This is a genomic window from Bacillus sp. AFS040349 (genome assembly GCF_002577655.1).
Classification (GTDB): Bacteria; Bacillota; Bacilli; order Bacillales; family Bacillaceae; genus Metabacillus.
This window is the reverse complement of sequence record NZ_NUMC01000088.1, coordinates 37279-51121: the sequence shown is the minus strand read 5'-3', so window position 1 is coordinate 51121 and position 13843 is coordinate 37279. Positions and strand designations below refer to the sequence as shown.

The following is a 13843-nucleotide window of genomic DNA, read 5'->3' as shown; positions in this document are numbered from 1 at the left end:
TCTAATTTATCAAATACAATAGTTAAAATTCGATTTGATAAATAATGAGAATTATAATAATTAACATTGATACAATTGGGTAACGCCCAATGCACTGGTGGATATATGTCATGCTTAATTAAATATTTTTTCAACTCATCTCTTGATTCACATAAAATAGGAAATCCTAACGGAACAATATTATTATTTATCCTACCTAAGGCAAAACTAATATGTTCAACTTCACACAAATTTTCATAAAGTATAGAATAGTTTTGCTTCCTCTTTTCAGTTATAATATTAACATCTATTGAGTGAAGAAAATATTCTGAAAGGATGTCCATTTTATTAATATGAATTGTGTTTGAATCTAATATTTCTTCTGCTTTTTGAAATAACTCCTGAAACATATTCTTAATTCTAATATCATGAACCTTATTAATATAGAGATGCTTCAATCCAAACCCCCATGCTCTGTATTGTGAATAAATCGGAGGTATATCAACACTTCCTTTTTCAGGTATATTATGATTGACTAATGTATCTCTCTTATAAATTAAAATACCTCCCGTTGGCATAGAAAACCATTTTCTAACACTAGCAACGAGTATATCCCCGATCTCTATTCTGTTATTCAATAGTTGATGTGTTATGTCTTCTAATATAATTATTTCTCTTTTCTTCAAACTGTTTAATACGGTAATATCCTCTTTACTATGCTCGGAAGAAAAATAATTATTTACTAGCACAGCACAAGTAGAACTGGTTACCCTATTTTGTAAATCAACTAAATCTATTGAAAAATCTGAATTTATCTTATAAAATTCTATTTTTAAGCCAAGCTCTATGAATGGTTTAACCATGCTCTCGCATAAATAAGAGGGTAGAAGGTAATGATTTCGTTTACCATTCCTTATTTGAAGTAATGCTTGTTTAATGGCACTACGCCCAGAATCTAATAGAGAAAAAGTGCTACTATTTTTGAAATGAAAAGTATTAGGAATATTAATTTTTTTTTGACCTATATGATTAAAATAATTAAACTCAAATTCTCCACCAATTTCCTTTACATCTCTCATATTATAAAAACCTTTCAAAATCTGTATTTTTTAAATCTTCATAAACATATGATACTATGTGTTCATCTAAATCTCCTCGCCAATCATTTACATTTTTTTTACCTTTAAACACACTATATACATCATCTTGTTTAATTGAAGTAGATTTTCGAATAAATTCTTTAGTTTGATTTGTCAATTCAAACCCACAAAATTTATATAAATCTTGTGTAATTGAAAGTGGATTTCTTACAAGATCTTCATATCTTATTAACAGAACATTTTTCGCATGAGATTGTTCCATTTCTAAAAATAATTTTGTCGCTTCCTTCCATTTATGATATCCAAAATACTCCTCAGGTCTAAAATTATTCCTACATTGACCAAATTCCCACTGTTCATGGAAATCCCAAAGATCTTTATTAAACTCTCTTGGAGCATTTTTCCAGGAGTTTAGAGATCCACAAGGATTTCTAACAATAAATATAAACTTAATATTTTCCAATACTTTAATTAAATGAGGGATTAGATAGTGATATCTCACCATTTTTGTAACAAGGAAACTAGGGTAATCATTCTTTTTCGTAAAAATCGGATATGTTCCACTTTCTTTTTGTTTAATTTGATCTAAAAAATCATCGGAGTAATTATATAATGTAGAATAAAATTCAAGAATTTCATTCTTAGTACTATCCAAACAAATTCTATTTTTAAAGGCATATGAAAAAAGGGGTTGATATTTATACCTTACATTAGGAGAACTATCTATTATTTGACCTAACCAGGTTGTTCCCGATCTAGGTACACCATGAATTGAAATTATATCTTTGAAACTCATAATTTTCCTCCAAAAAATCTACTGTATATATAAAATTGCACTTAAAAAATTCAATATTTCTATCATGTTAAATTGTATTCATCTAAGAAAATCTTAACTTGCTCCTTTGAGTTAAACATTAAAGTGTCAATTATTGATAAACAAGGTAAATAATTAACATTATTTTGAGTATATTGTATAGAATTAGATTCTAAAAAATTCAACATTATGCCATGAGACAAAAACTTTTCTTTTGAGTAAAGTTTCTTGCCCCCTGAGGAGTTTATATAATGAGACGAATTTAGCTTTTTATTGATTTCAATTACTCGATCCTCTCCACAAAGTGATTTATTATCATCTAATTCTACTGAATTAATTATCTGAGTATTTATTTCTAAATAATCGCAAATAACCTTAATACTGTTCGTAATTATTTTTGAAATATTATTCCCCTGATTATTTGTATCTAATGCCTCTGTTAATAATGGTAATATCACATTATAATTATCTAAGTTACCATAATTCTCCTTAAGCGTTTTGAAGAATTTCAACTTTTCTTTATCGAAATTATCCGAAAAGAATCTTTCGTATATTTTTAACTGTGAGGAATCCCTTTTTAAACTAAAAGTAAACATATAGGCTTTTTGATTAACCAATATCTTATTTCTATTAATCCAACCACCTTTTATATACTGCACGTCATCATAAATAACAAATTTATCTACAGCATTAATCAGTTGGAAGTAACCTATATATGGAAACAAGTATGGTTGCATAATTCCTACCTTCATACTGAATCACCTATGTCTTTTCCTACAAACTGATGTGGAAGATGCTTATAATAATTTAGGTACCATTTAATTGTCATATTAATTCCTTCTTCAAAGGTATAATGTGGTACCCAATTTAACTCATTTTTTATTTTTGAATTATCGATTGCATATCTAGTATCATGTCCTAATCGATCAGGAACATATTTTATTAATTTTTCACTTTTTCCAAAATATTCAAGAATAAGCTTTGCTATATCAATATTCCTTTTTTCATTATTACCACCAATATTATAAACTTCGCCTTCCTGACCTTTATGAAGAACAGCATCAATTGCTTTACAATGGTCCTCAACATGTAACCAATCTCGAATCTGCAAACCATTTCCGTATATTGGAAATTCCTCGTTATTTAAAGCATTAAAAATTAATAGTGGTATTAACTTTTCTTGATGTTGTCGAGGTCCATAATTGTTAGAACAGCGTGTAATATTTACAGGCAATTTATAGGTTTCAAAATAAGACCGCACAAATAAATCTGCTGACGCCTTCGAGGCTGAATAAGGACTATTAGGTGCAAGTGGTGTGTTTTCAGTGAAGAATCCTTCTGCTCCTAATGTACCATAAACTTCATCAGTAGAAATTTGGATGAACTTTACACCATCTATATACTCTGTACAAAAATTATCTGATTTATCCCGCGCCCAAAATTTCCTAGAAGTGTCTAATAATGTATGAGTACCAAGTATATTGCTTTTCAAAAATATATCTGGATTTAGGATACTTCTATCAACATGGGATTCTGCAGCAAAGTTAATTACAATCTCTATATTAAATTCCCTAAATACGTTATTAATTAATATGGGATTCCCTATATTTCCCTTGACAAAATTGTAGTTATGAAAAGAATCAAATTCACTAATATTATTTAAATTACCAGCATATGTTAGTTCATCAACATTTACGATTGTATATTGATATTTATCAAGCATGTATTTTATAAAATTTGAGCCTATAAATCCGGCTCCACCTGTAATTAAAATATTCATTTTAACTCCTTAAATTATTATAAAACTAATTTATTATTTAGAATTTGCAATTTCAATTAAATATTTCCCATACTCAGTTTTAATTAAAGGTTTTGCGAGATTAAATATTTGATTTTTTGTGATATATCCTCTCCGGTATGCAATTTCTTCAATACATGCAATATATAAGCCTTGACGTTTTTGGATAGCCTCAACAAAATTAGATGCTTCAAGTAAAGACTCATGTGTACCTGTATCAAGCCATGCTAGGCCTCTTCCCATAACCTCTACCTTTAATACACCATTTTTTAAATACTCGTTGATAACTGAGGTAATTTCTAATTCTCCTCTTTTAGATGGTTTTACCTTTTTTGAATACTCGATAACTTTATTATCAAAAAAATATAAGCCGGGCACTGCGTAGGAGGATTTTGGGACCTCTGGTTTTTCTTCAATTGAAATAGCGTTCATTTGCTCATCTACTTCCACTACCCCGTATTGACGAGGGTCATTAACATAACATCCAAAAATTATAGCCCCACTTCTGAGCTTCGATGCTTCCTTTAATCTATTACCGAAGTTTGATCCATAGAAAATATTATCTCCTAACACTAATGCAACCGATGAGTCTCCAATAAAATCCTCACCTATAATAAATGCTTCTGCTAATCCATTTGGTTCATTTTGTATGGAATAGTTTATCTGAATTCCTATTTTACTGCCATCACCGAGTAATTCTTTAAAATCAACTATATCTCTCGGTGTAGAGATGATTAATATTTCTTTTATTCCAGCTAACATTAGTACAGAAAGCGGATAATAAATCATCGGTTTATCATAAACTGGTAAAATTTGTTTCGAAATAACTTTTGTAAGGGGGTATAATCTTGTACCACTCCCGCCTGCTAGTATTATTCCCTTCATGCTAGATCTCCTTTCATCTAGATGAGTTATAAAAATACTGGAATATTTCACATATATTCCTTACTGATCTCAGATCTAATTCTCCATAAAAAGGAAGAGATAAGACGCGCTTAACTATACTATGAGCCACAGGAAGGTGTTCAGGTTGTGCTGACTTTAAATTTTTATACCAAGGGAATTCACTACAAAGTGGATTAAAATATTTTCTTGTAAATACATTATATTTTTTTAATTCTTCAAAAACCCAATCCCTATTTCTTCCAAATAACTCTTCATCTATCTCAATTACATAGTATTGATAACTACTTTCTTCATTTTCTAAATTTGTAACAGTTCGAATTCCTGGAATTAATGAAAAACAAGTATCATATAGTTGTTTAATATTTTTTCTTTTTTCACGTTCCTCATTTACTATTTTTAATACCTCTAAGCCAATTCCGGCCTGTACTTCATTCATCTTTGCATTTAATCCTGAAAAACTTACATTATCTGTACCTAACAATCCAAAGTTCTTTAAGGCTGATAATTTCTCTAATAAATTTTGATCCTTAACAATTAAAGCTCCACCCTCAATCGTATTAAAGAGCTTTGTTGCATGAAAACTAAACATTGTCATATCTCCATAATTACTTATAGGATTACCATTAATTTTTGTTCCAAATGAGTGGGCCCCGTCGTAAATAACTTTAATGTTATATTTGTTAACTATTTCTTCAATCCGAACAACATCACAAGGATTTCCAAAAACATGAACACCTAGTATAGCACTTGTTTTTTCAGTTATTAATTCTTCAATTTTTGTAACGTCAATATTTAAAGTATTAGACTCTATATCGCAAAATACAGGTGTTAAACCATTCCAATCTAATGCTTGAACCGTTGCTGGAAATGTGAAAGGTGTAGTTATTACTTCCCCTTTTAAGCCAAGGGATTTTATTCCCAATAACAACGCTAATGTACCATTATTAAATAACGATATATTATCTACAGTTAGGTATTTTTTTAGTTTTTTTTCTAATTCTCTATGTTGACTACCAGTATTTGTTATCCACCCACTTTCCCAAACCTCTGACATTTTCATGTTTACTCTTTCAAGCTCCGGTAGTAAAGGTTTTGTAACATAAACAGGTCTTTCTAAAGAATAATCCATATAATACATCCCTTAATGAGTATTAGCATCATGCTTTACATCTTCTAGTAGAATAAATATTTATTTAGTTAAGTTACTGGATTAGAAATTAAAAAATAGTACTCTTTACTGCTTTTATAGGTATAATGTTAGAGTATTCTTTGAAAATGAATATTTATAACAGGTTTTCAAAAAAAATATTTGCATCGGTATACATGCATTTTGTCTGTATACCCTGAATTTTAGTTCAAAGTTTTTCTAATTTAACCTCCAAAATATATCCTCTTTCTACAGTCAAATAAATAAGATAAATAATAAAATATCCATAAAAAACTAGTTTTATATAATATATAAAAAAATTTTAGAAAGTAACTCTCATGTAAAAACACCAGTAACCTAACGTTAACTAGAGTTATAAATTCTTTAGTTTTTCTAAGTATTTTTTTATTTCAAACATAATCCATCCTTTTCTCTTTGAAACAGCATTTTTAATTAAATCATTATATATATAATTAGTATATTTATTAAATTCATTAAGCAACCATATATCATTCTCATAATTTTTAACAAATTTATACGATCTATCTTCACCTGAAAAAGTACGTTCTGTCCACGACCCTTTAACACCGGTTCGATAGGAGGACATCACTTCATCAATATAAAATACTCTTCCTCTACTAGAAAGAATTAATACCAATGGATAATCTCCAACATGGGCATTCATAAAAAACTCAGGTGGATTATTTAACAACTCTTTCCTATATAAAATAGAGTTAGTAGCAAAAAAGCTTCCATCACTTAATATAATGTCCTCTGTTGGAGTAATTCTTGTTTCATTATATGGCTTTACAACATTTCCGGTAAGTTTCTTATCAACTGTAACAATATTGGTAGCATGTACGCATAGACTAAACTCCTGATTCCTCTCCATAAGGTCAACCTGTTTTTGTAATTTAAAGGGATCAGTCCAGTAATCATCACCTTCACAAATGGCAATATATTTCCCCTTAGAATTCTCCTTAAGTCGAACCATATTTTCCCTACCGCCAACATTTTCATTCGATGTTATTATTTTTATCATACCGGGATATCTTTTTGAGTAATTCTCTACAATATTCCTAGTACAATCTGTACTACAATCTTCACCGATAAGGATCTCAAACTTGAAGTTTGTTTTCTGCATTAAAAAACTATCTATAGCATCCGCTATATATGCCTCATGATTATATGTTGTACAATTGATACTAACTAATATACTCATTATTCAATCCTTTCCTTATTCACTTTATTTAATCTGTTTCACTAATGCTTGATAATTTGATTAAATCAATTACTTCCTGAGTTTTATTAGCTATTTGATTTAGATAATAATTAGAAAGTTCACTTTCCCCAAAACTCTTTAAAACGAACCCTAAATTGAAAAGTGCATCCTCGTTATTTGATGAATAATCAATTGCCTTTTTTAAGGCAGGAATAACAAAATCAAACTTTTCTGTTTCCCAAAATAGTACTCCTAGATTTGTTAACCATTTTGACAGTAAAGGTTTAGGATATCTTTTTTCGACAAAGGAAAATAATATATCTATATTTATTTTTTTACTGACTAATGCTTCATATAGTTCAGTAGTAATTTCTTCTATAGTTAAACCTTTAAATGATTTTAATTTTTCAAATAAATCATCTATAATAGTATAATTTAGTAATATTTCTTCTAACTGGTTTACAACTACTTCAGGACGATAATGAACTACGGATTCCTTGCAATTTATTCTATCAGGTAATGAAATTTCACCAGAAATAAGGCCGTTGAGTATATATTGTAAGGTTTCGATATCTCCTATAGGATACAACCAACCATTTACTCCATCTTTTATTATCTCATCAGGTCCTTCACATTCTGTTGAAAGAACAGGTATACCTCTTGACAAAGCTTCCACTAACACTAATCCAAATCCCTCAAAATCAGAGGAAAGAACTAATAAAGATGCTTCATCAATATAATTCCATGGATTTTCTCTCCAACCATCCCAAATTATTTTCTTCTCTATATCCAGCTGCTTTGCCAAGAATTTTAGTTCATTACTATGAGGACCATCTCCAACTATACGCAATCTCCAATTTCCATTTACCTTACTCAATGCTTTAAATAAGATATCTAATCTTTTTTGTGTATTATCTAAGCGTCCAACATACAAAAGCTCAATCGATCCAGTTGACCTATTTATTAATTCTACATTATCTATATCAACAGGATTACCTATATAATGAATAATAGAATCACTGTCCACTATATCTTCTATTTTTTTGTAAATATTGTAAGAAATCGCTAAGTGAGCATCACTATAATATAAATATTTTTCTCCACCATATGATTCAGGCGGACCATGAAGCCATGAAATTATAGGAGGACATTCTTCTCCTAATGGTTCTAGAGCTAGTCTACATATCAAACTTTGTATAGGTGTATGAGTTGCTAGTACTATATCAGGTTTTCCTTCAATAGAAATAAACTCTCTATATCCTAATGCAAGTGAAAACACATCAATATTTCCCTCATATTTGTATTTATCAAGTTGCTCATAGTAATGAATTTCTGGAAGAGTTTGCACCCAATCTAAATGATCTGGTTCTGACATTTGGCAAATTCTAACACGATGGCCCTTTTGTTTAAGTCCTTTACTTACTTGAGTTAGCACTTTTTCAAGACCTCCTCGTCCGGTTGCCCTTCCAAGAACAATGTCAATAACCATTTTTTTCCTCCCTTTCTATTCCAACAAGTTCATATAATGATTCTTTCATTCGATCTAATACTTCTACAACAGAATAGGACTTAATTGATTGTTTAGCATTTCGAGAAATTTTTTCTAAATTTTCTTGACTTAGTATTGATATTTTTTGAAAAGTTTCGGCTAATAGATATACATTTCCAGTTGGTGTAAGCCATCCATTTTCATTATTCTTAATTAAATCACTAGGACCTGTTTCACAATCCGTTGAAAGAACTGGTATTCCTCTTGTCATGGCTTCCCCTATAACCATGGGCATTCCTTCAAAATCTGAGGAAAGAACAAGACATGTTATATTTTTTATTTCATTCCATGGATTATCTACCCAACCATGAAACTTAACTTTATCTGATATATTTAACTGAATAGCCATATTTTTTATCTTATCTTCATCAGGACCAGTCCCGAACAAATCTAAAGTCCATGATGTTGAAAGTAAGGACAAAGCTTGTAATAATATATCTAATCTTTTTTGTTTATTCTCCAGTCTTCCTATAAACACAAAGTGCTGACCTACTATTGGACTAATCTCACTAACATTTAAATCAAACGGATTACCAATATAAAAATTCCTTTTTGACTCGCCTTGTAAAATATTGTCTATTTTTTGCTTTATTCCCATCGATATGCTCCAATGTATGTCCGCATAATTTATCATCTGAAAATTGTTGAAATACTCAGGTGGATTATGTAACCATGACACTATTGGTGGATTTTTTTTATAATTTATTGCCATACGTGAATATAGAACGGTATGAGGAGCATGAGTTGCAACAATAACATCTGGACGTGGCATACTTGATAGTTTTTTACTAAGTCCAAGCGATTTTTCTGATAATAGTTGAACTGCATTATATGCTGTTACTTCTTCATCAAAGTAGTAGTGAACACCAGGTAGGTCTTTCTCCCAAGAATCATCGCTACTAGCGTATGGTAAAAAAACTTGAACCTCATTCCCGTTAGCAGTCAAGCCATTTGTAACATTTGTTAATACTGTCTCAACTCCTCCCTTTCCTTCAACATGTTCCAGTACAAAATATACTCTCATCATTTTACTCCTTAATTAATAGAACTATTAATGTTTTTGTAAGAATGCCTACTTATCATTCTTATTTAATAATGCTAATCGTTCTCTTGCTAAGTTATACCCAAGTTTTGCTGAAAAATTATAATATTGAATAGCATTATTAAAATCACCTATTACCTCATAAAAAACTGCTAGGTTATATGCAGCAAGAAAAGAGCTAGTACCATTTAGGTACTCAGAATGCTCCCTCTCATTAAGATTTATACACGCTAAAAAACACGACTCAATTTTGTGTAAATATCTTCCTGTTTCCCCTATGTTACTTAAACAAAAATCTAGATAAAACAGACCTTTCGCAAAGTGATAGTCTGAGACATTTTGAAGTAAATATTCATTATCATCTATTACTTGTAAAACTTTCAAATCACCACATTCTTTTCCGCTATTAATTATCTCTATGACAAGTTCTTCATAAAATAAACTTTGCTTATCAGAAAAATGATATGATTTTATTAAGAATTTATAGGCTTCATTATATTGTTTCTTAATTCTTAATTCTTTTCCTATTTGGAATAAATAATATGCATCGTTAGGTCTTTTTTTCAGGGCTTTAATAAGTAAGGGTATATTTCTATCCCCTTTATTCATATCCATATACCCATCATGTCCAACTTTAATTTTTAATTTCTTCCTATTCAAATTCGAAATTATTTGTTCATGAATCTCACCTTCATATCGAGTGTTTTTAGGGAAAAATCTTGAAATATACGCGCTTGCAATTTGTATCTCATTATCTTTTCGAAATCTACTATTAATTTTAATTCTACCAATTAAATTATCTTGCACCACACTTTCAAGCTCCGCCCTTGTACCTTCAATAATATACTCGTCGGCATCAAGAATTAGAATATAATCACCTGATGCTTTTTCTATTGAATAATTTCTCGCTTTTGAGAAATCATCTGTCCACTGAAATTGATATACTTTTACATGTTTATATTTTTCTAATATCTGAAGGGTATTATCAGTTGATCCAGTATCTACTACAACGATTTCATCAACATACCCATTTACACTCAATATGCACCTTTCAATATATCTTTGTTCATTTTTCACAATCATTGCTAGTGATATTTTCAATTTATGTTCACTTCCTCAGTAGTAGAAATAAAAGACTGTCTTATATTCGGAGTTACATTACAAATTACAAATATATATCCAAACAAAAAAGTCTATATATAGTATTTGATTGTATATTCCGTAATTTAAGACAGTCAATTTTAATCATTAAGATCAGTTGGTAATATTTAATCTATCTAGGAACTTACTTTCTTTAAAACGTTCATTTGCTTCATATAGATTATCACTATAAACTGAAATATCTTGAGTATTTTCTATGATAAATTTATAAAACCTAAAATCATCCGGATACAATGCTTTTGCATATTTTGATATCTCAACAGCATTATCATTTGCATTTGTTTGTACAAGACTATTGATTATATTAATAAAATCTTGTACTGTTAGATAACTCCAATCGATTTTTTCATATAAATGAATAGATTCTACTCTAAATCCATTAGAATATAAAATACCCGCTACTTGACTCTGTTCCTTCGGGTCCAATAAATTTACATGTTTCAAAAGATTTGTACATATAGAAAATTGTTTATAATTAATAAGAATTTGTAATGAGTCTTTAAATAAACCTCCATTTATATTATCAAACCGAGTTTCTTCATTTAATAACCTCTTCAGTTCTATTAATACATTATTATTTTTAAAATGTTCTATTAGCCTAGCAATGGACAAATCTCTTTCAACTAAATATTCTAACAAATAAATTTCAACAGTATTGATCCAATTTGCTTTTATAAGATCCTTAACAACAGAATATTCAAAAAGATCCTGTATATCATCTATTAGTTCCACTTTCTTTTCTACAGCCAGCTTTTTTAATAGTCCAACTTGATATAACAGCTTATTCTCTTCTTTTATTTCTTTTAAAATAGATAATGCTAAATTATAGTTTCCGATATCAAAGCAAGCATGAACATAATATTTTATATTTTTTTCATTTATTAATTTACTTCGATATAAAAACTCTTTTATTTCGTGGTCTGAATGAAATTTATTAAAAATATATACTATATTGTTTATAGATTTCTCAGAGTATTTGTTTATATTTAAAACACTTGTATAGTGGTAAACTGCATTTTGATAATCTTCTTCATAAAGATAGATATCACCTAAACGACTATGTGGCTTTTGATCCTTCAAATCTGGTCTAAAAATCACATGATCATATATATCTGGATTACTTACTATTTCTTGGAAGATTTCTTTCGCATCTTCCATTTGACCTCTTAAATAAAAGATTTCACCTTTTAAATAGAGAATTTCTGGTGAATTTGTATAGACACTTTCAGCATCCTTTATTACATTTAAAGCGTCATTAAATCTTTTTAACTGCATTAAACAAATAATTATCTGAATTAATGTAGTAGATACCCAAGATAATCTAATATCAGATTTTAATTTATATGCTTCAATATATGATTCTAGTGCTTTGTTAACGTCACCAATAGAAGAGTATTCATTCCCAAGGTTAAAATAGTCAAATGCATTTTTATTATTACTTTGCATTTCTATATCTATTAATTTTTTGTTTCTATTACTTTTATCTTTTTCGTTTACAGTATGTTTCAAATATCCGGAATGAAATATTATTAAATTAGAATTTTTGAATTTTATATCCAAACCATTATTATGTTTAAATTGTTCATGGATTTTACGAAAGTAACTAATATCACCATTATTTTTATAAATCCTGTCATGATAATTTTGAACTAATACTTCTCCAAAATCACCTGAAAAATTTAAAATCTTAGCATTATAAGCGTCGTATTTGTAGTTATCCTCTTTTATGTCTGAAATGAATCTTTTAAAATTCTCCTCATCTACATATTCATCTGCGTCAAGTACTAGTATCCATTCACTAGTAGCTTTAGAAGCAGCAAAATTACGCGCTGCAGAAAAATCATCAATCCATTCAAAATCATATATATTAGTTGTGTATTTAGACACTAGTTCTTTTGTTTTATCTGTTGATCCAGTATCAACAACGACTATTTCATCCACTAATTGAGCAACTGAACTGAGACAGCGCTCAATTACAGTTTCTTCATTTTTAACAATCATACAAAGTGATATAAATTTACCCATAGTATCTGGCCTCCAAGTTTTAGTGGGTCTAATAAAAATATCGTACTTATGTAACATAAGCACGATATTCCTTTAGAACCACTAATATAATAAATTAACGAAGTAGCTGTAGAACACCTTGTGGTTGTTGGTTAGCTTGAGCCAACATTGCTTGAGCAGCTTGAGAAAGAATAGAATTCTTTGTTTGTGACATCATTTCTTTTGCCATGTCAACGTCACGAACACGAGATTCAGCCGCAGTTAAGTTTTCTTGAGATGTACCTAAGTTATTGATTGTGTGCTCTAAACGGTTTTGTACAGCACCTAGCTTAGAGCGTTGTGTAGAAACAGAAGCCAGAGCAGTATCTAATGTAGCAATAGAAGAACTAGCTGCTGTATTTGTACCCACTGAAATACTAGTTGTACTTAAACTTAAACCTGTAGTATCCATTGCAGAAATACCAATATTAATTACTTGTCCAGCATTTGCTCCAATTTGGAATGTACCAGAGAAGCTTCCACCTAATAAATTTTGAGTGTTGAACTCAGTAGTATTTGCAATTCTGTCAATCTCAGACATTAATTGATTTAACTCATCTGTAATTGCAGTACGGTCAGCTGAAACGTTAGTATCATTACCACCTTGAACTGCTAATTCACGCATACGTTGTAGGATTGCATGTGTTTCGTTTAATGCACCTTCAGCAGTTTGGATTAAAGAGATACCATCTTGAGAGTTCTTTCCAGCCATTTCTAATCCACGGATTTGACCACGCATTTTTTCAGAGATTGCAAGACCAGCTGCGTCGTCTCCAGCACGGTTGATACGAAGACCTGAAGATAATTTCTCCATAGATTTAGATTGTCCAGCGTTAGCGCTGTTTAATTGACGGTAAGTGTTTAAAGCTGCGATATTGTGATTAATTCTCATTTTAAAATTTCCTCCTTGAATGTAAGTTCATCCACTTCCTTGTAGATGAAAGTTAAATTGGTTCGAAAGGAATCACTCATTGTCGGCCGCCATTGTGTGTTCCTTCCTTACACTATTATTATCGACACTTTAGAAGATTGTTTAATAGTTTTTTAAAAGATTTTTTAATTTATAAATTGGTAGTTTTTCC

The 13843-nt window shown here is 29.8% G+C and carries 12 protein-coding genes; all 12 read right to left on the bottom strand.

Annotation, left to right across the window (positions count from 1 at the left end; all coding sequences use genetic code 11):
- Positions 1 to 1058 (bottom strand): PLP-dependent aminotransferase family protein (locus tag COD11_RS18890; protein ID WP_098798442.1); only part of this gene is annotated, 1058 nt, incomplete at its 3' end.
- A gap of 1 nt (position 1059) precedes the next feature.
- Positions 1060 to 1875: a sulfotransferase family protein gene (locus COD11_RS18885; RefSeq protein ID WP_098798441.1), complete on the bottom strand. Its 816-nt coding sequence runs from the start codon at positions 1873 to 1875 to the stop codon at positions 1060 to 1062.
- Positions 1876 to 1937: 62 nt separating this feature from the next.
- Positions 1938 to 2645: a WbqC family protein gene (locus COD11_RS18880; RefSeq protein ID WP_098798440.1), complete on the bottom strand. Its 708-nt coding sequence runs from the start codon at positions 2643 to 2645 to the stop codon at positions 1938 to 1940.
- Positions 2642 to 3673, bottom strand: a complete 1032-nt coding sequence (gene rfbB, locus COD11_RS18875) for a dTDP-glucose 4,6-dehydratase (protein WP_098798439.1) — start codon at positions 3671 to 3673, stop codon at positions 2642 to 2644. The genes COD11_RS18880 and rfbB overlap by 4 nt, the downstream gene beginning before the upstream one ends.
- Positions 3674 to 3706: 33 nt before the next feature.
- Positions 3707 to 4576, bottom strand: a complete 870-nt coding sequence (gene rfbA / locus COD11_RS18870; RefSeq protein WP_098798438.1) for a glucose-1-phosphate thymidylyltransferase RfbA — start codon at positions 4574 to 4576, stop codon at positions 3707 to 3709.
- 13 nt (positions 4577 to 4589) lie between these two features.
- Positions 4590 to 5726 carry a DegT/DnrJ/EryC1/StrS family aminotransferase gene (locus COD11_RS18865; RefSeq protein ID WP_098798437.1) on the bottom strand — a complete coding sequence of 379 codons (1137 nt, stop codon included), beginning with the start codon at positions 5724 to 5726 and terminating at the stop codon, positions 4590 to 4592.
- A 391-nt stretch (positions 5727 to 6117) separates the two neighbouring features.
- Positions 6118 to 6966 carry a glycosyltransferase gene (locus tag COD11_RS18860; RefSeq protein WP_098798436.1) on the bottom strand — a complete coding sequence of 283 codons (849 nt, stop codon included), beginning with the start codon at positions 6964 to 6966 and terminating at the stop codon, positions 6118 to 6120.
- 28 nt (positions 6967 to 6994) lie between these two features.
- Positions 6995 to 8455: a glycosyltransferase gene (locus tag COD11_RS18855; RefSeq protein ID WP_098798435.1), complete on the bottom strand. Its 1461-nt coding sequence runs from the start codon at positions 8453 to 8455 to the stop codon at positions 6995 to 6997.
- Positions 8445 to 9539, bottom strand: a complete 1095-nt coding sequence (locus COD11_RS18850) for a glycosyltransferase (protein WP_176551145.1) — start codon at positions 9537 to 9539, stop codon at positions 8445 to 8447. Before COD11_RS18850 ends, COD11_RS18855 begins: the two co-directional genes overlap by 11 nt.
- Before the next feature lie 48 nt (positions 9540 to 9587).
- A complete protein-coding gene (locus tag COD11_RS18845) occupies positions 9588 to 10658 on the bottom strand; it encodes a glycosyltransferase family 2 protein (RefSeq protein ID WP_098798433.1) in 1071 nt (356 codons plus the stop codon).
- Positions 10659 to 10811: 153 nt separating this feature from the next.
- Positions 10812 to 12743, bottom strand: a complete 1932-nt coding sequence (locus tag COD11_RS18840; protein ID WP_176551144.1) for a tetratricopeptide repeat-containing glycosyltransferase family 2 protein — start codon at positions 12741 to 12743, stop codon at positions 10812 to 10814.
- Between the two features lie 94 nt (positions 12744 to 12837).
- On the bottom strand, positions 12838 to 13653 hold the full coding sequence (gene hag, locus COD11_RS18835) for a flagellin Hag (protein WP_098798431.1): 816 nt from the start codon (positions 13651 to 13653) through the stop codon (positions 12838 to 12840).
- Positions 13654 to 13843 lie beyond the last annotated feature (190 nt).

Excerpts from the sequence above, each read along its gene's own strand:
- COD11_RS18885 (WP_098798441.1), bottom strand. The coding sequence starts at position 1,875 with ATGAGTTTCAAAGATATAATTTCAATTCATGGTGTACCTAGATCGGGA.
- COD11_RS18880 (WP_098798440.1), bottom strand. The coding sequence starts at position 2,645 with ATGAAGGTAGGAATTATGCAACCATACTTGTTTCCATATATAGGTTAC.
- rfbB (WP_098798439.1), bottom strand. The coding sequence starts at position 3,673 with ATGAATATTTTAATTACAGGTGGAGCCGGATTTATAGGCTCAAATTTT.
- rfbA (WP_098798438.1), bottom strand. The coding sequence starts at position 4,576 with ATGAAGGGAATAATACTAGCAGGCGGGAGTGGTACAAGATTATACCCC.
- COD11_RS18865 (WP_098798437.1), bottom strand. The coding sequence starts at position 5,726 with ATGGATTATTCTTTAGAAAGACCTGTTTATGTTACAAAACCTTTACTA.
- COD11_RS18860 (WP_098798436.1), bottom strand. The coding sequence starts at position 6,966 with ATGAGTATATTAGTTAGTATCAATTGTACAACATATAATCATGAGGCA.
- COD11_RS18855 (WP_098798435.1), bottom strand. The coding sequence starts at position 8,455 with ATGGTTATTGACATTGTTCTTGGAAGGGCAACCGGACGAGGAGGTCTT.
- COD11_RS18850 (WP_176551145.1), bottom strand. The coding sequence starts at position 9,539 with ATGAGAGTATATTTTGTACTGGAACATGTTGAAGGAAAGGGAGGAGTT.
- COD11_RS18840 (WP_176551144.1), bottom strand. The coding sequence starts at position 12,743 with ATGGGTAAATTTATATCACTTTGTATGATTGTTAAAAATGAAGAAACT.
- hag (WP_098798431.1), bottom strand. The coding sequence starts at position 13,653 with ATGAGAATTAATCACAATATCGCAGCTTTAAACACTTACCGTCAATTA.